An 18,398-nucleotide genomic window follows, 5' to 3' on the forward strand; every position below is an offset into this window, starting at 1 on the left:
GAATTATTTTGAAAAGAAAATAGATAAATCGAAATCTATAATAACAAGAAACACTAAAATTAATATACCTATAATAATTAAAATGCGCCTGTTAGCCTCTCGATCTGGATTGTTTTTTAAATCGTCTATAGCATTAACAAACTTTGATTTTAACCCAGAGTTACTGCCTACGGTCTTCCTGTATGCATCGAACTTATGCTTCATCTCAAAAGGACTTCCCTCTCCCTTATTGTCATAAAAGCGAGGTGTATAACTATACTTTTTATTCTTACGCAATTTTAAAAGTCCCATAATCTCTAAGTTTTTGGTTACATGTATTTTTGCTCTAACAAATACATACAAAGCAATAATAGTACCAAAATAATAATTAAGGTACTAAGCTTCATACCTCCTTTAAATTTACGTTTACCAGATTGGGCTTCCCGCCATTTAGAACTAAAATTGGTGTTTTTGGAAGACTCCATATTGGATTCGTCCTCATCATTTTTTGCAAATCTAGGCTTGTAACTAAAGGTTTTATGCTTGCGTTGCTTAAACAAAGTATATAATAATGCTTATCCCTCAAAAATACAAACTTAAGTTTGAAGTTAAAAGTTTAAAGTTATAAGATAATGGAAACTTATTAAGAATTACATTTGGGAGTTGGAAGCTCGAAGCCTGAAGCTGGAAGCGGGAAGACTTATTGGAGTTGACGTTTATTTAATTCGTTTATTCGAAAAGAATCTACTACTACTTGTAAAGAAAGCCCCCTTAATTATTGGCCATTAGTTTCTATCATCGAGACTAAACCCTGCAAAAGTGATAGGAGCGGCAGCTTTTTTAAAATATCCCACAAAGGATTCAAGACCTAAAGAATCAAGACCCAAGAAGGTAGATTATAATGTGTTTGATAAATCCCAAAAATTTTAAAAAACTATAGCGTATAGCACGGTGGCTTGCCATTTGCCCAAATACCATTTATAAAAAGAGAGATTAATTGAGTACCCCTTCCAGAAATGACAGTTGTTAACTATCCTTTCTTAGTTGTGCCATTTTTATGGCGGCTATAGCAGCTTCGGTACCTTTGTTGCCATGCTTTCCACCAGAACGGTCTTGGGCCTGTTGTAAGGTATTATCTGTAAGAACACAAAAAATAACGGGTGTTTCATTGTTCACATTAAGGTCTTTAACACCTTGGGCTACAGCTTCACAAACAAAATCGAAATGCTTGGTTTCACCTTGTATCACACTGCCAATGGCTATAACGGCATCGACCATTTGCTCCTGCATCTTTTTACAACCATAAATCAATTCGAAGCTACCCGGAACATCCCATTTTATAATGTTGGCAGGTAATACACCTTGTTCTATAAGTGTGTTATAGGCTCCTTCAAACAGCTTATCGGTGATGGTATCATTCCATTCGGAAACAACAATCCCAAACCGAAATTTATTCGCGCTTGGGATTGTTGCTTTATCGTAATCTGATAAATTTTTATTTGCCGTGGCCATGCTATAATGGAATTGGTATTATTTGCTTGCCAATACTTGAGCCTTGCCTATAAATACGTCTATATTGGCAGCTTCTGTAGCATTAGGATAATCTTCCTTAATTCTTTCAAAATACCCTAAAGCTTTGCTAGCTTGCCCTAAATCTAACGCAATGGTACCTGCCTTAAATAAATACATAGGCGTTGTATATTCATTATCTCGCATTTTGGCAGCTTGCTCATAATACCCTAAAGCATCTTCTGGTTGATTTAGCTGCACAAAGGCATCTCCTATGTTTCCTTTAGCTAAAGGTGCTAATATTTCGTCATCACTCTTAAAGTTACTTAAATACTCAACTGCATTTTTGTAATCTTTCAACCTTAAATATGCCGTACCAGCATAGTAGTTAGCTAAATTAGCCGCTGGAGTTCCACTGTATTCCTTAACAATATCCAACATACCATACTTTCCTTCACCTCCATTTAAAGCCAAATTGAACAAAGAATCTTTTTCTACACCATTTACAGCATCCTCAAAATATTTTTGGGCCTGGAACATATCGTTCATAGCATTTACCTGTTTCGGTTTTGCAATAAACTCTTTATACCCCAAAGAACCTAAAACAACAACAGCAACAATACCTATGATGATGAAAATATATTTTTGGTTTCTTTCTACAAAGGCTTCTGTTTTAGACGCTGTTTCATCAAGCGTATTAAAAACTTCTGCGGTTGTTGAACCATCCTCTATATTGTGTTCCTTTTCTACTTTAGTTTTTGGTTTGTAACCTCTTTTATTATAAGTTGCCATATATTCTATATTAATGCGCCGCAAAAATATAATTTTTCTTTATAACTAAAAGGGTATTTATTTGATTATTTTCAATAATTTGCATGCCCTATAATTTTGGGCTTAGCTCAAGATAAACTTGGTTTCACGTATTGTTTTTATGATTTTAAAATCACTATCCTTAATTAATTACAAAAATTTTGACAGCAAATCATTTGACTTCAATGACAAAATAAATTGCATTGTTGGTAATAATGGTATAGGAAAGACCAATGTTTTGGATGCTATTTACCACCTTTCGTTTGGTAAAAGTTATTTTAATCCGGTAGCGACCCAAAACATAAAACACGATGAAGAGTTTTTTGTTGTTAATGGTGATTATATAAAAAACGATAAACCAGAAAAAGTAGTAGTTAGCTTAAAACGCGGGCAAAAAAAAGTGATTAAGCGCAATGGCAAACCCTATGAAAAATTTAGTGACCACATTGGTTTCTTGCCTCTGGTTATCATATCGCCTGCAGATAGGGACTTAATTGTTGAGGGCAGCGACATACGCCGAAAATTTATTGATAGCGTCATTTCGCAAAGCGACAATACCTACCTACAGAACTTAATTAACTACAATAAAGTACTGGCGCAACGCAATGCACTTTTAAAATATTTTGCCTTAAACCACACCTTTAACCCAGATACCATAGCGGTTTACAACGAGCAATTAACCCAATATGGCACTTCGGTTTTTGAAAAGCGGCGTCAATTTCTGGATATTTTTATTCCAATTTTTAAAGCGCGTTACCAAGCCATTAGCAACGGCAATGAACAGGTTGACCTAATGTATAACAGTCCCTTGTTTGAAGGCGACCTTAAAGCCTTATTAGAACAGCAAATAAACAAGGACAAAGCCTTGCAATATACCAGTGTTGGTATTCATAAAGACGATTTATTGTTTAATATTGAAGCCCATCCCATTAAGAAATTTGGAAGCCAGGGCCAACAAAAATCATTTTTAATAGCATTAAAGCTAGCTCAATTCGATTTTATAAAAGCACAAAGCGGCGTGAACCCTATTTTATTGTTAGATGATATTTTTGACAAATTGGATGAACATCGTGTGTCACAAATCATTAAATTAGTGGGTGAAGATAGCTTTGGACAGATTTTTATAAGTGACACCCATGCCGAACGTACCGAACGTACCGTTAAGCAAGCTCATCAATCGTACGAGGTTTTTAAATTGTAAAACAATATTATGCCAAAACGCCATAACGAACATATAAGCATAAAAGATGCACTAAAAGAATTTGTTGAAACCAACAAACTGGATAAAGGCTTAGATAAAGTTAATGTAGCCGATGCTTGGGCAAAACTTATGGGCAATGGCGTAAATAATTATACCACTGCCATCCGTTTAGAACGTGACACCCTTCATATCCAATTAAGCTCCAGTGTACTACGTGAAGAATTAAGCTATGGCAAACAAAAAATAATTAGCATGCTTAATGAGGAACTGGGTAAAGACATTGTTAAAAAATTGATTTTACGCTAATTACATTTACCCAAAACAGAAAAAATATAAATAAAATTTACAAGCTATCATAATTTACATTACCTTTGACACTTAATTTTTTTAATACAAATACAATGAGTAAAGGTACAGTAAAGTTCTTTAATGATTCCAAAGGGTTTGGATTTATCATTGAAGAAGGAAACAACAAAGAACATTTTGTTCACATTTCTGGATTAATTGATGAAGTTCGCGAAGGTGATGAGGTTGAGTTTGATCTACAGGAAGGTAGAAAAGGTTTAAACGCAGTAAACGTAAAAGTTATCTAATCTAAATTATATACACTTTAACATTACAATTAAAGCCTGTCAAAATTTTGACAGGCTTTTTTTTGTTAACCCTTTTGGTGGCTAAGGTGTCACATTGAGCACAGTCGAAATACTCTCCAAGCCACCAAAAATCAAACCTAACTTTTCAAGAATGTGAACTCATGCTATAGTTTTCTTCTGTAAATACGCTCAACTCTTTTCAATTGAAAACAAAAAAAAGCTTCCGAAATTCATCGAAAGCCCTTTTACTTAACCAATTTATGTAATATTTAAAATATTTCGCGTCCAGAAAAATGAAATGCACTTTCTATAGCTGCATTGTCATCACTATCACTACCATGAACTGCATTTTCGCCCATAGAAGCGGCATATAGTTTACGAATGGTTCCCTCGGCAGCATCGGCAGGGTTAGTCGCACCAATAAGGGTTCTAAAATCTTCAACAGCATTATCTTTTTCCAATACAGCAGCTACAATTGGGCCACGAGTCATATACTCAACCAATTCCCCAAAAAACGGACGCTCGCTATGGATTGCATAAAAAGTTTCCGCATCTGCTTTAGACATTTGGGTTAACTTCATTGCTACTATTTTAAATCCAGAAGCTGTAATTTTTTCTAATATTGCGCCAATATACCCTTTTTCAACAGCATCTGGCTTTAGCATGGTAAATGTTCTGTTTGTTGCCATTTGTTCTTTTTAAATTTGTGCAAAAGTAATCTATTTACGTTAAACCCAAAACATACATTAAAAAATCTATTACATCTTAAAATTACTTCAAAACCAAACACGATGCTTTTTTTAGCATAACTATAGTGATGCTATGCTGAAATTAAAAAAATGATTGGTTTTATTGTACTTTTAAGCTTCATCACGATATTCTAATACATATTTTGGGTAAAAAACAAGACTCTGCAATTTTAAAAAAATTGTATCTTCGTTTCCTATGAAAAAACAAGAAATAGAACAGATTAAACAGTTGCTTTCTACCCCAAAAAAAATTGTAATTGTAACACATAAAAATCCAGATGGCGATGCCATTGGCTCTACTTTAGCCCTCTACCATTACCTTATAAAATACAACCATAAAACTACGGTAATCCTTCCCAACGATTGCCCTAGTTTTTTAAAATGGGTTCCTGGTGCCGAGACGATGCTAATTCACGACTACCAAACCGATACTTCAAATAGACTTATAAAAGACGCGGAAATTGTTTTTACTTTAGATTTTAATGCTTTCCACAGAACAGGAAATATGGAAACGGCTTTAGCTGAAAGTGAGGCATTAAAAATAATGATAGACCATCACCAAGCACCAGACCACTATGCCAAGTTTATGTTTTCTGATGTCAATATGAGTTCCACCTGCGAAATGATCTATCATTTTATAGACATGCTAAAGGATACCAATAGCATTGACGCAACTATAGCTACTTGCATTTATGTAGGCATCATGACCGATACCGGTTCCTTTAAATTCGATTGCACCACCAGTACCACACATCAAATTGTTGCCCAACTTATTGATAAAGGTGCAAACAACTCACAAATACACAATAATGTATACGACACCAACAGCTACGAACGTCTACAACTTTTAGGCTGTGCATTGAATAACCTTAAAGTCCTACCCGAATATCGTACTGCATATATTAGTTTGTCACAGGACGAATTGAACAAGTACAATTATAGGAAGGGCGACACCGAAGGTGTTGTAAACTACGGCCTATCACTGGACAATGTTATATTGGCCGCTATATTTATAGAAGACCAAAAAGAGGGCATTATTAAAATTTCATTACGCTCAAAAGGCCATTTTTCGGTTAACGAAATGTCAAGAGCCCATTTTAATGGTGGCGGGCACACTAATGCAGCTGGAGGCAGGAGCTATTTACCCTTAAAAGATACTATTGAAAATTTTATTAGTATATTGCCTAGTTATAAAAAAGCCCTAAACAATGAATAAGCTCATAACCATATTCTTTGCAACCCTTTTTATTGTGGGTTGTAAAACCCCTGAAGCCCGAAAGCCCATTTCGGTTAAAACAGGCTCTTTTATTGACGATTCGGTAGAACGCAATAAAAAACTCAATGCTAGGGAACAGTCCCACATACAAAAAGTAATGGAGCAACAAACCGATAAAAACTATATCGCTTCAGAAAGTGGCTTTTGGTACTACTACAATACAAAAACCGAAATTGACACCCTAAAGACCCCTAATTTTGGTGATGTAATTGACTACAATTACAATGTAAAAACACTAAACGGTCAAACCATTTATTCTAAAGAAGATATAAAAACACAACGTTATGTGATGGACCAGCAGGAGCTGTTTACCGGACTTAGGGAAGGTTTGAAACTTATGAAAACAGGTGAAACCGTAACGTTTTTATTTCCTTCACAAAAAGCTTACGGTTATTACGGAGACCAGAATAAAATAGGCAGTAATACACCTTTAATGTGTGAAGTAACCGTATTTTCGATCATAGAAAACAATAATTAATCTAGAGAACATGTCGCAAATGAATAATTATTTTAAGCTTTTTTCACTTATTCTCATAGTAGCGCTTAGCCTATTGTCCTGCAAAGCCCAATACCCCGATTTGGAAGATGGTATTTATGCCGAATTTGTTACCAAAAAAGGCATTATGGTAGCTAAGCTAGAACATGAAAAAACACCGGCAACCGTGGCTAACTTTGTATCATTAGCAGAGGGAACCAATACTATGGTCGATGACCAATACAAGGATAAAAAATTCTATAACGGTTTAAAATTCCATCGGGTCATATCAGATTTTATGATCCAGGGCGGCGACCCCAAGGGTGATGGCTCAGGTAACCCAGGATACCGGTTCGATGATGAGTTTGACATCTCCTTAAAACATGACAAAAAAGGCACATTGGCCATGGCTAATTCTGGCTATGGCACTAATGGCAGTCAATTTTACATTACCCATAAAGAAACACCTTGGTTAGATGCTTACGATGACAACGGCAATTTAAAAAACTGCGAAAACCGACGCATAAGTTGCCATACCGTTTTTGGTGAAGTTATCATGGGGATGGAAGTTATTGATTCTATTAAACAGAACGATATTATCGAAGCTGTAAACATTATTAGAAAAGGAAAGTCTGCCAAAAATTTTGATGCCCCAACTGTTTTTAAAGATCATTTTATTGAAGCCAAACGCATTAAAGAAGAAAAAGAAGCCAAAGCCGAAGCCATCATTAAAGCTACCTTGGAAAAATTTGAAACGCAACGTGCAGAAGCCACCACACTACCTTCAGGATTACAATATATGGTTACCGAAAAAGGCAATGGCAAAAAACTTTCTGAAATGTCTAAAGTACTAGCCCATTATGCTGTTTATTTTGAAAATGGAAAACTGCTTCAAACGAGCAAATTGGAAACAGCCGAAGCTTTAGATGCTGTTGATGAAAAACAAAAAGCAGCAGGAAAGTATGAACCCATTACCTGTGATATAGGTCCAGATGCTAGAATGATTCCAGGGTTTAAAGAGGGCTTGAGGCAATTAAGCGTTGGTGATAAGGCCACGTTGTTCATACCCTACCATTTAGCCTATGGAGAAGCTGGAGGCAATGGTATTCCACCAAAATCCAATATTATATTTGAAGTTGAAATTATTGAACTTTTAAACTAGTTAATTAAACCCATGCACGCATTAAAATTCGATTGGAACCCCATAACAGGTATAGATATAGTAGGCAATTTTAAACTACACTTTTACAGTTTAATGTGGGTAGTAGCCTTTGTTATTGGCTGGTATATCATGAAACGCATTTTCACTAAGGAAAAAGTATCTTTAGAATATTTAGACCCGTTGTTTATTTATACTGTTTTGGCTACCATGATTGGAGCAAGACTGGGGCATGTGCTCTTTTACCAATCGGAACTGATTTCGGAAGACTTCTTCAGCATCTTCCTACCATTTAAATTTAAAGGAGGCTTTGAATTTACAGGATTTCAGGGTCTTGCAAGCCATGGCGCCGCTATTGGTATTATTATAGGCATGTACTTATACCGTAAAAAATACAAGTACAAATCGATACTTTGGATCTTGGATCGCGTAGTTATTTCGGTAGCTTCGGGTGCAGTATTCATTAGGATCGGTAATTTTATTAATTCTGAAATTATAGGTGAAAAGTCTGGGGATTTCCCTCTTGGCGTTCGCTTTATCCAGGATTACTATAACAAATATGATATTATAAGGGAAACAGGCATTCAAAATGTTCAAGAAGCCTATAATGCCGTAACAAACAATCCACAGTTTTCAAGCTTATTAGAGGCTGTTCCCTATAGACACCCCGCACAATTATATGAGTCGTTTTGCTATATTTTTGTATTTATAATACTTTGGTATTTTTATTCTAAAACCAAGAAAAGAGACCAAAGCGGATTCCTTTTTGGGTTATTTTTAATATTACTTTGGACCATACGCTTTTTTGTAGAGTTTGTTAAAGAACCACAAGGCGAGGAGTACATTAACTGGTTTGGATTGCAAACAGGGCAATGGCTAAGCATTCCATTTATACTAATAGGTCTATATTTTATGTTTGTTTACAAACCCAAGAATGCAACAAAATAACATGTTTTTAAAACGATTTCTTTTGTTATTGCTATGTGCAAGTTTTTCTGTCACCGCTTGCAAAAAAGAAAAGAAAGCTATCAAACAAACCGAAGTAGCTTTTAAAAAAGAAGGGGAGCTAACCATTTTCAAGTCAGACTCAACTTCGGTGCGTCTCAATATTGAGATTGCAGATACCGAGTATGAAACACAAACTGGATTAATGTACCGCAATAGTATGGCCGAGACCCAAGCCATGCTCTTTATTTTTGAAGATGAGCAACCGCGCTCCTTTTATATGAAAAACACGAGCATTCCCTTGGATATTATATTTATCGATGCCAATAAAACTATAGTAAGTTTCCAAAAAAATGCTAAACCATTTGATGAAAGATCACTTCCATCAAACGTTCCGGCAAAATATGTCTTAGAAGTTAATGCAGGCTTAGTTGACAGATGGAACTTGAAAGTTGGTAATACTATAAATTACTCCAAATAAGATCTCCTAATGAAACGATTATTTTTTATTTCAATATTTTTCTCAATAATAACAAGTTGTGCCCAAGAGAAAAGACCCAACATATTGTTTATCATTTCAGATGATTTAACCGCAACAGCAGTTTCTGCTTATGAAAATAAAGCTTGCCACACGCCCAACATAGATCAACTAGCTTCAGAGGGCACGCTTTACACCAAGGCTTACACCCAATATCCTGTATGTGGTCCCTCAAGGGCTTCATTCATGTCTGGGTACTATCCCAATGCTACCAAAACTTATGGTTATGTTAGCGGAAGAAAAAATATTGGCCCTAACCGAAAAACATGGACTCAGCTCTTTAAGGATAATGGGTATTATACCGCTCGAGTGAGCAAAATATTCCATATGGGCGTTCCCATAGATATTGAAACTGGATCTAACGGTCAAGATGATGAAGCCTCTTGGACCGAACGTTTCAATAGCCAGGGTCCAGAATGGAAAGCCATTGGAGAGGCCGAATTGGTACAAAACAACCCTGATGGAACAATAGAACGCAAAGGCGGAAATGTGATGACCATTGTAAAAGCCGAAGGTGATGACCTCGTTCATTCGGATGGAAAGACAGCCAAAAAAGCTATAGAACTTATTAAAGCCCATAAAAGCGAACCTTTCTTTTTAGCCGTGGGCTTTGTACGCCCACATGTACCGTTTGTAGCTCCCAAGCCTTATTTTGAGCCCTACCCTTTTGAAGCGGTAACCATGCCTAAAAAAGTAGAGAACGACTGGGAAGATATTCCCAAGAGAGGCATAAACTATGTAACAAGTGTTAATGGTCAAATGTCGTTGGAACAGCAAAAGAAAGCTGTAGCCGCTTATTATGCTTCGGTATCATATATGGATGCCCAAGTTGGCAAAGTCCTTAACACACTTAAAGAAGAAGGACTGGACGATAATACCATTGTTGTGTTCACATCCGATCATGGATTTCATTTAGGTGAACATGACTTTTGGATGAAAGTAAGCTTACATGAAGAATCGGTTCGTGTACCATTAATAATTAAAGTTCCTGGAAAAAAACCGCAAGTGTGCCATTCTTTTGTTGAATTGCTGGACCTATACCCTACCATTTCTGAACTGGCAGGATTAACATACTCCAAGCACATTCAAGGTAAAAGCCTAACAAAAACCTTAGACGATGCAAAGCAAAGCGTTCGGGATATGGCCTTTAGTGTAAGTCAAGGCGGTAAATCGTTTTTATTAAGGGATAATAAATGGGCTTACATCCAGTATAATGAAGATGCTTCGGCTGGCATAGAACTGTTTGATATGGAAAAGGACCCGAAACAATATACCAATTTAGCAGATGATCCTAAATATGCTGAAACGGTAGCTTTCTTTAAAAAGGAACTTCAAAAGAAACTAAAAGCGGTTAGAACCAACGATTTGGGCTTTGAGTATCCATAAGCTTTAAGCCAATACTTCTAGTAAATGACAAAAATAAAAGATCTTATAAATTAAATTGTCTTGCCAAAATACAAATGGAAATGATAAAAGAAGTCCACTTTGACGGTTTATGTATTCCATTAACAAGCACTCAGTGTACTTAGTGCCTTCTTAGTGCCTCTCGGTTATTTATAACCACAAAGTCAACAAAGTAACGCACAAAGGCCGCAAAGAGAATCAATTTTTGTCATGTGCAATAAGCCGTAATGATAATACGCCTTTTTAGGGATAGATACTCCAAAATAATTTTATAAAAAAAGGCCTATCAAAATGACAGGCCTCTTATTACAAAGAAAAAATTTGAGTTAGTCCTTTTTCTTCTTTTTATCTTCAAGCTTTTGCACTGTATCGTACATAATTGGTGTTGCAATGAATAGCGATGAGTAGGTACCTACTATAACACCAACGATTAAGGCAAACATAAAGCCTCTAATGGAATCACCACCAAATATGAAGATGGCCAATAACACCACTAAGGTTGTTAAGGAAGTGTTTAAGGTTCTACTTAACGTACTGCTTAATGAGGTGTTCACTACACGGTCAAAATTCCAGCTGGTATGTTCATTAAAGAACTCCCTAATTCTATCGAATACTACCACGGTATCATTAAGTGAGTATCCTATTACCGTTAGGATAGCTGCAATAAAAGCTTGGTCTATTTCCATACTAAACGGCATAAACTTGTAAGTTAACGAGAATATCCCCAATACAATCAATACATCGTGGAATACGGCTGCAACCGCTCCCAATGAGTATTGCCAACGCTTAAAACGCATTAAAATATAAAGGAATACCACTATAAGTGATCCTAAAATAGCCCAGAAAGAAGCCTGCTTAATATCGTCGGCTATGGTTGGACTTACTTTAAAGGACTCTAATAAACCTACTTGCTTATTTACATCGTTTAAATCGATGAACTCTTCATAAGTCTGACCTGACAAATGAGGCTGTAAGGTATTGTATAATTTTTGTCTTATTTCCTCATCAACTTCAGAGCTCGCTTCATCAATCTTATACTTAGTTGTAATTTTTAACTGGTTTGCACTACCAAAGGTCTTGGCATCGGCACTACCAAAAGCATCGGCTAGTGTTGCAGATATTTCAGTCGCGTTTACATCATGCTCGAAACGTACTTGATAGGTTCTACCACCAACAAAATCAACGCCTTGGTTTAAACCAACAGTAACCAAGGACCCTAAACTTAACGCGATAAAGACTCCTGAAATAATAAAAGCCACTTTACGCTTTTGTAAGAACTCAATACTGATATTTCTAAACAGCCCTTTAGTAATGGCGGTTGAGAAATCCAGTTTACCTCCTTTGTTTACATACCAGTCTACCAATAATCTCGTAATGAAAATGGCTGTAAACAATGATGTAAAAATACCTATCAATAAGGTAGTCGCAAACCCTTTAATAGGCCCTGTTCCAAAGATAAATAATATTAAAGCCGTTAGACCTGTTGTAATATTCGCATCTAAAATAGATGATAAGGCATTGCTAAATCCATCTTGCACCGCTTCTTTTTGTCCTTTTCCTTTGGTGATTTCTTCACGGATACGTTCAAAAATAAGTACGTTGGCATCAACCGACATACCAATAGTCAATACAATACCAGCAATACCAGGTAATGTCAATACTGCTCCTAAGCCCGATAGAATACCAAAAATCAATAGTATATTCAATAGCATGGCGATATCTGCAAAACCACCACCTTTACCATAGTATAGGATCATCCATACCAATACCAATACCAAGGCAATCATGAACGACATGGTACCGCTATCGATAGCTTCTTGACCTAAAGACGGCCCTACAACTTCACTTGATATAATATCTGCTGATGCTGGTAATTTACCTGCACGTAATACATTAGCTAAATCTTCTGCTTCATTTAAAGTGAAATTACCAGAAATAGACGAGTTACCTCCTGCAATTGGCCCTGAAGTTACACCTGGGGCAGAATATACAATATCGTCTAAAACAATAGCGATTTGACTACCTTGTGAAAAGGCCTTGCCTGTCATTTGCTCCCAAATTTTAGCTCCTTTAGAGTTCATTTGCATGGAAACCTCTGGCTTTCCTGTAGGTCCAAAATTTACGCGGGCATCGGTTACTACTGCTCCACTTAATTGAGGTATGTTATCTCTATTGCCTACAAGGGCATATAAATCGGCTAACTCACTATCTTTTTCTGGTTTACCAAAAACAAACTTAGCATAACGTTGTTCTACTGGCAATAAGGCTCTAACCTGTGGCTTATTTAAGTACTCTAAAATCTGTTCCTTATCTTTAAGTTCAAATCTTGCAATTACTGGCCCACCTTGGTACCCAGGCCCTCTAATTAAATCCAATAATGGGTTAACTGTAGTCACTGCTGTAGAATCGGTTTCTGCTTCCCCTAAAAGATCATCGATAGCCGCATCTTGCGCTTCTTCTTCATCTTGAGGCTCTGCTTCTGCCACTTGTGGCGTATCTACCTCTACCAAATCCTTCAAAGTCTCATTGGCTTGTGCCAAAAATCCAAAGAATTGCTCACCTTTATAAGCATCCCAAAATTCCAATTGAGCCGTACTTTGCAACAAACTTGTCGCACGCTCTACATCCTTAACTCCTGGTAGTTCTACTAAAATACGTCCTGATGTTCCTAAACGTTGAATATTAGGAGAGGTTACCCCAAATTCATCAATACGCTTACGCAATACTTCAAAAGCAGAAACAATAGACTCGTCTATTTTGGTACTTATAATCTTTTTAACTTCATCATCACTCATATTACCTTCAATCTCACCATCTAAAGCTTTGGTGTAAAAGATATCTGGCGAGGCTAATTTGGTATCGCCCTTTATGGCATCGAAAGCGGTATAGAAATCCTCTAAATAAGTATTCTGGCTATTCTTTTGAAGTTCGGTAGCATCTTCCAAAGCTTTATTAAATACAGGATCTTTGGTATTGTTTGCCAATCCTTTTAAGATATCTTTTACCGACACTTGAAGAATTACGTTAATACCCCCTTTTAAATCCAAGCCAAGATTCATGGCCTTTTGCTTCACTTCGTTATAAGTGAATTTAGCAATAAAGATGTCAAACACCGTATCGGTAGCAATCGACTCTAAATAACTGGCCTCTTCTTGGCTACGCTTTGCTCGGTAATTCTCTTCGGTATCAGCAACTTTGCTAATAGCCAGTTCCTGGGCTTCCCCTTCTATTTGATTTGCCTTGAAGGTAAATGATAATTGGTATATACTTACCAACCCAAACAACAACGCAAATAGTTTTACTAATCCTTTATTTTGCATGTTTTAATTATTTTATGATCACTATTTTCAAAAACAGGTAAATAAATTGTTTACTGTTTTTATTATGAATTAAATTCTTGATTTTTTGTTGATGAAAGTCGATTAAACACAAATCTATGCTTCTCTTATTTAATCGGTATAAGTCATTTAAAGTTTCTCTTCTAGGCTTCGACTGCACTTCGAGTACCTCGGTAAGTGCGCTCAGACTGACACCCCGTCACTGAGACAAAATTGATTAAACTTTCAAACAACCTTAGGGTTTCTTAGCAGATAGGCCCTGCCCTAACTTCTGGGATAACATGAACGGATTCTTCTATCGCCAAGGCCATAGTATGATGTACCTTGTATGCGACCTCAATAGTATTTGTTATATCGTTATCGATATAATTGCTGTAGAAATGAACATCTGGAAAATAAGAGCGATCGCTTTTGTGGTTTAGTGGGAGAATAGATTTACCACCAAAACCAGATAGCGCACCATTATCATTTTGAATCTCATAAACATCGAGGTTACAGCTAATGGTTTTATCGTCTAAGGGAATTTCTGAACCAGACTGCTCTTGATCTCCAATTGGGTTATTGATAACCAAAGCATTGTCTTTAGCAAGAGCTTCCCTTACCTGGATAACATCTGTAGCACTATAGTAAGTGATCCTTAGCCTTCCGTCTGCCTCTTCCTTTACCTGGATATTTTCTGCCCCTAAACGCTGTAATTGGGTTGTTACAACAGCTACAGTACCTTGTGCATCGGCTTGTGAGATTTCAGAATTTGTAAATTCTAAAACCAATTCTTGATTGGGTACAATGGATTGTTGCTGGTTAACAACAGCTATTAGGGTGAGAAAAAAAACAAATGCACCTATGTACCACCTCGATTTCATCCGCCAAATATAAAAAAATAAAGGGGTTATTACTATAGTCTTTAAACAATTATACACACTCAAGAGATTTTCACCAAAACCAACTTAATTCCAACCTGTTTTGCTATCATATAATTGTGACTTTAAACATAAAACCGTGTCCAAACATAAACTTCTAAATTTTAAACTTATGAAAAAGCTATTTGTTCTATTTTCTATCGTTTTTGTAATAATAGCCTGCAACGACAAGAAAAAAGAAGATAATAAAGACATTGAACAGGCTATTTTAAAAATAGACTCTATTGAAGCTAGCATTAAAAGTAGCATTGAAAACTTAGAAAACTTGACTAATGATGTTGAAGCGCAATTACAAGAATTGGATAACATTTAAACTAATAAAAATGAAATATTTAAGATTAGTTTTTTCTGTATTAATAGTTTTTATGCTTGTAGCATTTCACCATGCCCAAGCCCAAGGAAAACGCAAAGAGCTAAATAGTAAGTTTAATACTAATGATTCAGATACTGAACAAATCAAGAAAAAAGATACTCGTGAAATTGAAATCGAAAAAGCGAACACCTTAAAAAACAGTAAAAAACATCTTGAAGACGAGCATAAAGACAAAGCCAATAAAGGGAATGCCTATGGCAAGAACAAAGGTGATTTAAGTGGTAGGGATTTTGGTAAATTGCGTTCGGAAGAAGCCAAGAACAAATTAAAGGAAATGGAGAGCAATATTACAGCTAGCGAAACGGTCGTGATAAAAGGTCGTGACAAAATAAAAAAAGCGGAAGCAGATCTAGAAGAAGCAAAGAAAAACAAAACTATTGATGCCGAAGAAGCAGAAAAAAAAGCGGAAATCATAAAAAAGGCCCATGAAAAACTTAACGAACTTGATGAAAAAATAAAAGAGGAAAAAGAAAAAGTAAAAAAGGAAAAAGAAGCCTTGGAAAAAATCTTTTTTCCTGAGCAAGAATAAGCGCTATACTTGTGTGTAAAAAGGCAACCAATTTGGTTGCCTTTTTTACTTATACTCTTTATTGGTTTACTAAACTTCCAATAAACCGTTGGTTTTTCTAACCCCTTCGGCACTGGTTTGCATATGTGCTTTTTCTGCATCACTTAATGGTACATCTACAATAGATTCTATTCCATTTTTGCCTAAAATAACTGGCACACCAATACAAATATCGTTTAGACCGTATTCGCCTTCCAAAAATGTGGAACAAGGAAACATCTTCTTTTGGTCGCAAGCAATGGCCTGAACCAAACCACTAACGGCTGCTCCTGGCGCATACCATGCCGAAGTACCCAATAATTTGGTAAGAGTTGCCCCGCCTACTTTGGTATCTTCCTTAACTTGGTTTAAACGCTCTTCGCTTAAAAACTCTGAAACTTTTACACTATTTCTGGTAGCATGACTGGTTAATGGCACCATTCCCACATCGCTATGACCACCTATTACCATACCATCTATGTCACTAATAGGAGCTTCTAAAGCTTCAGCCAATCTGTATTTAAATCGTGCCGAATCTAAAGCACCTCCCATACCTATAATTCTGTTTTTTGGCAAATTGGTAGATTTATGTACCAAATAGGTCATGGTATCCATTGGGTTGCTAACCACAATCATGATGGTATTTGGAGAGTGTTCAATTAAGTTGGAAGCAACCGTTTTAACAATACCGGCATTAATACCAATTAACTCTTCACGGGTCATTCCAGGTTTACGGGGAATACCTGAGGTAATCACACAAATATCACTGTTTGCCGTTTTACTGTAATCGTTTGTAACCCCTGTAATCTTGGTATCAAACCCATTTAATGAAGCACATTGCATAAGGTCCATGGCCTTACCTTCGGCATAGCCTTCTTTAATATCCAACAGCACCACTTCGGATGCAAAATTCTTAATTGCAATATACTCTGCACAACTAGCTCCTACAGCTCCTGCTCCAACTACGGTAACTTTCATAATTTTATTTTTAATTTATATTTTGTTGTTTTAATACTTGGTCAAAATTCTTAATTATTACTAACTAAAAACATGATTTTTGTTTGTTTAATTAAAAAAATACTGAGTAACAAATGTATGAATAAAATAGGCGTAAATAAACCACTATGGATTAAAAATCCATAGTTTTAAACAAAAAATGAAATTCTTTTGGAGTTGGTGTTGTCATTCCGAATGTGTCACACTGAGCGCTGTCGAAGTGAGGCACGAAGAGGAATCTCATAATTTTGATGTATGATGAGATTTCTCACTTTAGCCTGTCTTGAGCGGCAGTCGAAAGATTCGAAATGACAGTCAGCATGCAAAAAGTTTATAGAAACTAAAGTAACTGCAATGAAATTGCAGGCCTGCCTGCCGGCAAAGGCAGGATTTTAACCTTTAAATTGATAATAAAAAAGCACAAGATTAATTCTTGCGCTTTTTATTCTATTTCAATGTTTTGTTTTTTATCTAAAACCAAAATGAATACCTACCGAGAAGGCATTAAACTCAGATAGGTGATATTCGGCATTAAGCCTAAAGAAGCCTAACTTTAATTTAGCCCCTAAAGTCCCTCGTACACTGGACACTTCACTGGATACTGAAAATGGATCTTTATATGTCTTTGATATAAGAGGCCCCCCTGTAACTATATAAGTCCCTAATACATCCGATTCGGATTTTCCCTTAATATAGCCCAAACCGCCATAAAAGTTAATCACTGGTAATTTAGTTGACGCTATTAATTGCAACAACCACGTATTTGTACTATTCTCTATTCGTTGGTTATCACCATCTATCCATGAAGACTCGGTCATATCATATGATCCGTCTAAATGGGTATAAGCGACTAAACCAGAAACAGCTACTGGCAATATTTTATCAGCAGGCAACCATTTGGTAAACTCTATTTGCATACCAGCGCCATACATGCTAATATCGACTTCATCAGTTTTAATCTTAGGTACAAATCGAGCTTTAAGTTCAATACCCTTACTTAATCCTAAGGCTCCTTGTATAAAAGCAGTAGGTAATAAATCTGCTGTCGCATTTCCAATACCTGAAGGTAATGTTATTGTTTCAGGATTAATACCAGGAGCTGCTTTAGACCTAACTATAAGTTCAACTCTTGAATCATTCTCTCCAAGTGCTGTAGCTACCATTTTAGTTTGCAAGCTTTCATCATCTTTAAATGCAACAGTAAAATCATAGTCAGGACTATTGTATTGAGATATATCCATTAAAAACGATTTATGTTCATTCTTAGCAACAGAAGCATTGGCTACAATTGATATTTCAAAACCTCCCAAAGGTTTGGCATCGGCTGTGTTAAACCAGTTGGCATTCATACTGTGCATTAAACCATTGGTACCGGGCCTTAAATAATCATTTGCAAAACGTTCGGCATTTTCAACACCAGCAGCAAACATCCCATCAATATCTTGGGCTTGTGTCATTGTAGTTACTAAACTTAGTAACATAAGTAAGGTTATCTTCTTCATATCTAAAATAAATTTGGGTTTACAAATATAGGAAAAAATTGAACAAATCATCTTTTAATCGAAATAATTTGCGTTTCAACGATA

20 protein-coding genes are annotated in these 18,398 nt (G+C 36.1%); 11 read left to right on the forward strand and 9 right to left on the reverse strand.

What is annotated here, in order from left to right; all coding sequences use genetic code 11:
- Window positions 1–3 precede the first annotated feature (3 nt).
- From MR062_RS15440 to MR062_RS15455, 4 genes are all read right to left on the reverse strand, one after another.
- Entirely contained in the window at window positions 4–291 is a 288-nt protein-coding gene (locus tag MR062_RS15440; protein ID WP_242205898.1) for a riboflavin synthase subunit beta, read from the reverse strand.
- Between the two features lie 17 nt (window positions 292–308).
- On the reverse strand, window positions 309–539 hold the full coding sequence (locus tag MR062_RS15445) for a hypothetical protein (protein WP_242205900.1): 231 nt from the start codon (window positions 537–539) through the stop codon (window positions 309–311).
- Between the two features lie 466 nt (window positions 540–1,005).
- A complete protein-coding gene (ribH, locus tag MR062_RS15450; protein ID WP_242205901.1) occupies window positions 1,006–1,491 on the reverse strand; it encodes a 6,7-dimethyl-8-ribityllumazine synthase in 486 nt (161 codons plus the stop codon).
- An 18-nt stretch (window positions 1,492–1,509) separates the two neighbouring features.
- The gene (locus tag MR062_RS15455) at window positions 1,510–2,280 is read right to left on the reverse strand and encodes a tetratricopeptide repeat protein (RefSeq protein WP_242205902.1); all 771 of its coding nucleotides are present in this window, start codon (window positions 2,278–2,280) and stop codon (window positions 1,510–1,512) included.
- Between the two features lie 139 nt (window positions 2,281–2,419).
- Between MR062_RS15455 and recF the strand changes: the two genes are divergently transcribed.
- The 3 genes from recF to MR062_RS15470 all read left to right on the forward strand — a co-directional run bounded on the left by recF (window position 2,420) and on the right by MR062_RS15470 (window position 4,092).
- A complete protein-coding gene (gene recF / locus MR062_RS15460; RefSeq protein WP_242205904.1) occupies window positions 2,420–3,499 on the forward strand; it encodes a DNA replication/repair protein RecF in 1,080 nt (359 codons plus the stop codon).
- 9 nt (window positions 3,500–3,508) lie between these two features.
- Window positions 3,509–3,805, forward strand: a complete 297-nt coding sequence (locus MR062_RS15465) for a DUF721 domain-containing protein (protein ID WP_242205906.1) — start codon at window positions 3,509–3,511, stop codon at window positions 3,803–3,805.
- Between the two features lie 95 nt (window positions 3,806–3,900).
- Window positions 3,901–4,092 carry a cold-shock protein gene (locus MR062_RS15470; protein WP_223551686.1) on the forward strand — a complete coding sequence of 64 codons (192 nt, stop codon included), beginning with the start codon at window positions 3,901–3,903 and terminating at the stop codon, window positions 4,090–4,092.
- Window positions 4,093–4,361: 269 nt separating this feature from the next.
- On the opposite strand, the gene MR062_RS15475 is transcribed toward MR062_RS15470, so the two are convergent.
- Window positions 4,362–4,781 (reverse strand): nucleoside-diphosphate kinase, encoded by a 420-nt coding sequence (locus tag MR062_RS15475; RefSeq protein WP_242205908.1) that lies wholly within the window; start codon window positions 4,779–4,781, stop codon window positions 4,362–4,364.
- Between the two features lie 256 nt (window positions 4,782–5,037).
- Between MR062_RS15475 and MR062_RS15480 the strand changes: the two genes are divergently transcribed.
- From MR062_RS15480 to MR062_RS15505, 6 genes are read left to right on the forward strand one after another with little or no spacing between them, the layout of a single operon-like run.
- Window positions 5,038–6,057 (forward strand): DHH family phosphoesterase, encoded by a 1,020-nt coding sequence (locus tag MR062_RS15480; protein ID WP_242205911.1) that lies wholly within the window; start codon window positions 5,038–5,040, stop codon window positions 6,055–6,057.
- Window positions 6,050–6,595: a gliding motility-associated peptidyl-prolyl isomerase GldI gene (gene gldI / locus MR062_RS15485; RefSeq protein WP_242205912.1), complete on the forward strand. Its 546-nt coding sequence runs from the start codon at window positions 6,050–6,052 to the stop codon at window positions 6,593–6,595. Before MR062_RS15480 ends, gldI begins: the two co-directional genes overlap by 8 nt.
- Before the next feature lie 19 nt (window positions 6,596–6,614).
- Window positions 6,615–7,754 carry a peptidylprolyl isomerase gene (locus MR062_RS15490; protein WP_242205914.1) on the forward strand — a complete coding sequence of 380 codons (1,140 nt, stop codon included), beginning with the start codon at window positions 6,615–6,617 and terminating at the stop codon, window positions 7,752–7,754.
- A 12-nt stretch (window positions 7,755–7,766) separates the two neighbouring features.
- A complete protein-coding gene (lgt, locus tag MR062_RS15495; RefSeq protein ID WP_242205916.1) occupies window positions 7,767–8,699 on the forward strand; it encodes a prolipoprotein diacylglyceryl transferase in 933 nt (310 codons plus the stop codon).
- Window positions 8,686–9,177 carry a DUF192 domain-containing protein gene (locus MR062_RS15500; protein ID WP_242205919.1) on the forward strand — a complete coding sequence of 164 codons (492 nt, stop codon included), beginning with the start codon at window positions 8,686–8,688 and terminating at the stop codon, window positions 9,175–9,177. The genes lgt and MR062_RS15500 overlap by 14 nt, the downstream gene beginning before the upstream one ends.
- A 9-nt stretch (window positions 9,178–9,186) precedes the next feature.
- Window positions 9,187–10,620 carry a sulfatase gene (locus MR062_RS15505; RefSeq protein WP_242205920.1) on the forward strand — a complete coding sequence of 478 codons (1,434 nt, stop codon included), beginning with the start codon at window positions 9,187–9,189 and terminating at the stop codon, window positions 10,618–10,620.
- Window positions 10,621–10,964: 344 nt separating this feature from the next.
- Here the strand turns inward: MR062_RS15505 and secDF are convergent, their stop codons facing one another.
- Both secDF and MR062_RS15515 read right to left on the reverse strand, forming a co-directional pair.
- Complete coding sequence (gene secDF / locus MR062_RS15510) at window positions 10,965–13,958, reverse strand: protein translocase subunit SecDF (protein ID WP_242205922.1); 2,994 nt, start codon at window positions 13,956–13,958, stop codon at window positions 10,965–10,967.
- 263 nt (window positions 13,959–14,221) lie between these two features.
- On the reverse strand, window positions 14,222–14,839 hold the full coding sequence (locus MR062_RS15515) for a hypothetical protein (protein ID WP_242205924.1): 618 nt from the start codon (window positions 14,837–14,839) through the stop codon (window positions 14,222–14,224).
- Between the two features lie 169 nt (window positions 14,840–15,008).
- On the opposite strand from MR062_RS15515, the gene MR062_RS15520 reads away from it, so the two are divergent.
- Both MR062_RS15520 and MR062_RS15525 read left to right on the forward strand, forming a co-directional pair.
- Window positions 15,009–15,209, forward strand: coding sequence for a hypothetical protein (locus MR062_RS15520; RefSeq protein ID WP_242205926.1), 201 nt, complete (start codon window positions 15,009–15,011; stop codon window positions 15,207–15,209).
- A 10-nt stretch (window positions 15,210–15,219) separates the two neighbouring features.
- On the forward strand, window positions 15,220–15,798 hold the full coding sequence (locus MR062_RS15525; RefSeq protein WP_242205928.1) for a hypothetical protein: 579 nt from the start codon (window positions 15,220–15,222) through the stop codon (window positions 15,796–15,798).
- A gap of 69 nt (window positions 15,799–15,867) precedes the next feature.
- Here MR062_RS15525 and mdh read toward each other — a convergent pair whose 3' ends face one another.
- Window positions 15,868–16,794, reverse strand: coding sequence for a malate dehydrogenase (gene mdh, locus MR062_RS15530; RefSeq protein WP_242205930.1), 927 nt, complete (start codon window positions 16,792–16,794; stop codon window positions 15,868–15,870).
- Between the two features lie 485 nt (window positions 16,795–17,279).
- Window positions 17,280–18,314, reverse strand: coding sequence for a DUF6588 family protein (locus tag MR062_RS15535; protein WP_242205932.1), 1,035 nt, complete (start codon window positions 18,312–18,314; stop codon window positions 17,280–17,282).
- Window positions 18,315–18,398 lie beyond the last annotated feature (84 nt).

This window comes from Aestuariivivens insulae (assembly GCF_022662195.1).
GTDB lineage: Bacteria > Bacteroidota > Bacteroidia > Flavobacteriales > Flavobacteriaceae > Aestuariivivens > Aestuariivivens insulae.

What these genes read in the sequence shown, in the direction of transcription:
- MR062_RS15440 (WP_242205898.1), bottom strand. Translation starts at nt 291, where the DNA reads ATGGGACTTTTAAAATTGCGTAAGAATAAAAAGTATAGTTATACACCT.
- ribH (WP_242205901.1), bottom strand. Translation starts at nt 1,491, where the DNA reads ATGGCCACGGCAAATAAAAATTTATCAGATTACGATAAAGCAACAATC.
- MR062_RS15455 (WP_242205902.1), bottom strand. Translation starts at nt 2,280, where the DNA reads ATGGCAACTTATAATAAAAGAGGTTACAAACCAAAAACTAAAGTAGAA.
- recF (WP_242205904.1), top strand. Translation starts at nt 2,420, where the DNA reads ATGATTTTAAAATCACTATCCTTAATTAATTACAAAAATTTTGACAGC.
- MR062_RS15465 (WP_242205906.1), top strand. Translation starts at nt 3,509, where the DNA reads ATGCCAAAACGCCATAACGAACATATAAGCATAAAAGATGCACTAAAA.
- MR062_RS15470 (WP_223551686.1), top strand. Translation starts at nt 3,901, where the DNA reads ATGAGTAAAGGTACAGTAAAGTTCTTTAATGATTCCAAAGGGTTTGGA.
- MR062_RS15475 (WP_242205908.1), bottom strand. Translation starts at nt 4,781, where the DNA reads ATGGCAACAAACAGAACATTTACCATGCTAAAGCCAGATGCTGTTGAA.
- MR062_RS15480 (WP_242205911.1), top strand. Translation starts at nt 5,038, where the DNA reads ATGAAAAAACAAGAAATAGAACAGATTAAACAGTTGCTTTCTACCCCA.
- gldI (WP_242205912.1), top strand. Translation starts at nt 6,050, where the DNA reads ATGAATAAGCTCATAACCATATTCTTTGCAACCCTTTTTATTGTGGGT.
- MR062_RS15490 (WP_242205914.1), top strand. Translation starts at nt 6,615, where the DNA reads ATGAATAATTATTTTAAGCTTTTTTCACTTATTCTCATAGTAGCGCTT.
- lgt (WP_242205916.1), top strand. Translation starts at nt 7,767, where the DNA reads ATGCACGCATTAAAATTCGATTGGAACCCCATAACAGGTATAGATATA.
- MR062_RS15500 (WP_242205919.1), top strand. Translation starts at nt 8,686, where the DNA reads ATGCAACAAAATAACATGTTTTTAAAACGATTTCTTTTGTTATTGCTA.
- MR062_RS15505 (WP_242205920.1), top strand. Translation starts at nt 9,187, where the DNA reads ATGAAACGATTATTTTTTATTTCAATATTTTTCTCAATAATAACAAGT.
- secDF (WP_242205922.1), bottom strand. Translation starts at nt 13,958, where the DNA reads ATGCAAAATAAAGGATTAGTAAAACTATTTGCGTTGTTGTTTGGGTTG.
- MR062_RS15515 (WP_242205924.1), bottom strand. Translation starts at nt 14,839, where the DNA reads ATGAAATCGAGGTGGTACATAGGTGCATTTGTTTTTTTTCTCACCCTA.
- MR062_RS15520 (WP_242205926.1), top strand. Translation starts at nt 15,009, where the DNA reads ATGAAAAAGCTATTTGTTCTATTTTCTATCGTTTTTGTAATAATAGCC.
- MR062_RS15525 (WP_242205928.1), top strand. Translation starts at nt 15,220, where the DNA reads ATGAAATATTTAAGATTAGTTTTTTCTGTATTAATAGTTTTTATGCTT.
- mdh (WP_242205930.1), bottom strand. Translation starts at nt 16,794, where the DNA reads ATGAAAGTTACCGTAGTTGGAGCAGGAGCTGTAGGAGCTAGTTGTGCA.
- MR062_RS15535 (WP_242205932.1), bottom strand. Translation starts at nt 18,314, where the DNA reads ATGAAGAAGATAACCTTACTTATGTTACTAAGTTTAGTAACTACAATG.